Raw genomic sequence first — 704 nt, forward strand, 5'->3', positions numbered from 1 at the left:
CGCGGACAGTGCCTGGTGGGTAGTTTGACTGGGGCGGTCTCCTCCCAAAGAGTAACGGAGGAGCACGAAGGTTGGCTAATCCTGGTCGGACATCAGGAGGTTAGTGCAATGGCATAAGCCAGCTTAACTGCGAGACGGACAGGTCGAGCAGGTACGAAAGTAGGTCATAGTGATCCGGTGGTTCTGAATGGAAGGGCCATCGCTCAACGGATAAAAGGTACTCCGGGGATAACAGGCTGATACCGCCCAAGAGTTCATATCGACGGCGGTGTTTGGCACCTCGATGTCGGCTCATCACATCCTGGGGCTGAAGTCGGTCCCAAGGGTATGGCTGTTCGCCATTTAAAGTGGTACGCGAGCTGGGTTCAGAACGTCGTGAGACAGTTCGGTCCCTATCTGCCGTGGGCGTTGGATGATTGAAGGGAGTTGCTCCTAGTACGAGAGGACCGGAGTGAACGAACCTCTGGTGTTCGGGTTGTCACGCCAGTGGCACTGCCCGGTAGCTAAGTTCGGAATCGATAACCGCTGAAAGCATCTAAGCGGGAAGCGAGCCCTGAGATGAGTCATCCCTGACCCCTTGAGGGTCCTAAAGGGCCGTTGGAGACCACAACGTTGATAGGTGGGGTGTGTAAGCGTAGCGATACGTTGAGCTAACCCATACTAATTACCCGTGAGGCTTAACCATACAACACCCAAGAAGTGTT

General features: G+C 54.7%; 1 rRNA gene. It reads left to right on the forward strand.

Features of this window, described 5'->3' with window-relative positions:
• A 23S ribosomal RNA gene (locus PG896_RS21080) occupies positions 1-685 on the forward strand; the annotation flags it as partial.
• Between the last annotated feature and the right edge of the window lie 19 nt (positions 686-704).

The sequence above is a fragment of the Aeromonas sp. QDB30 genome (assembly GCF_027707645.1).
GTDB lineage: Bacteria > Pseudomonadota > Gammaproteobacteria > Enterobacterales > Aeromonadaceae > Aeromonas > Aeromonas caviae.